This is a genomic window from Acidovorax sp. NO-1, from assembly GCF_000238595.1.
GTDB lineage: Bacteria > Pseudomonadota > Gammaproteobacteria > Burkholderiales > Burkholderiaceae_C > Acidovorax.
On sequence record NZ_AGTS01000152.1, the window covers coordinates 1 to 624 of the forward strand.

Sequence of the window (624 nt, forward strand, 5' to 3'; positions counted from 1 at the left end):
GGCCGCAGGCCGCAACACCCAGCGCTTCTTCGACCCCGACATGCAGGCCGCCGTGAACGCCCGCTCCAACCTGGAAGCCGACCTGCGCCAGGGCCTGGCCCGGGGCGAGCTGCTGGTGCACTACCAGCCCGTCGTGGACCACCAGTCGCGCCTTCTGGGCGCAGAAGCCCTGGTGCGCTGGCGCCACCCCCAGCGCGGCATGATCAGCCCCGGCGACTTCATCCCCCTGGCCGAACAGACCGGCCTCATCCTCCCGCTGGGCCAATACGTCCTCAGAACCGCCTGCGCACAGCTGCAGCGCTGGAGCCAGCACGAAGCCACCGCCCACCTTTGCATCTCCGTGAACGTCAGCGCCCGGCAGTTCCGGCAACCCGGCTTCGTGGCCGAAGTGCTGCAGACCCTCAAAGAGCACCACGCAGAACCGGCCAAACTCAAGCTGGAACTCACCGAAAGCCTGCTGCTGGGGGACATCGAAGACACCATCGCGCGCATGGTGCAGCTCAAAAGCGAAGGCGTGGGCTTTGCGCTGGATGACTTTGGCACCGGGTACTCGTCCCTGTCCTACCTCAAGCGGCTGCCGCTCGACCAGGTCAAGATTGACCAGAGCTTTGTGCGGGACGTGCT

Annotated in this window: 1 protein-coding gene; it reads left to right on the forward strand. The window is 66.5% G+C overall.

Annotation, left to right across the window (positions count from 1 at the left end):
• Positions 1 to 624: bifunctional diguanylate cyclase/phosphodiesterase (locus KYG_RS22360; RefSeq protein WP_008907215.1), on the forward strand; the 624-nt coding region annotated here is incomplete at both ends.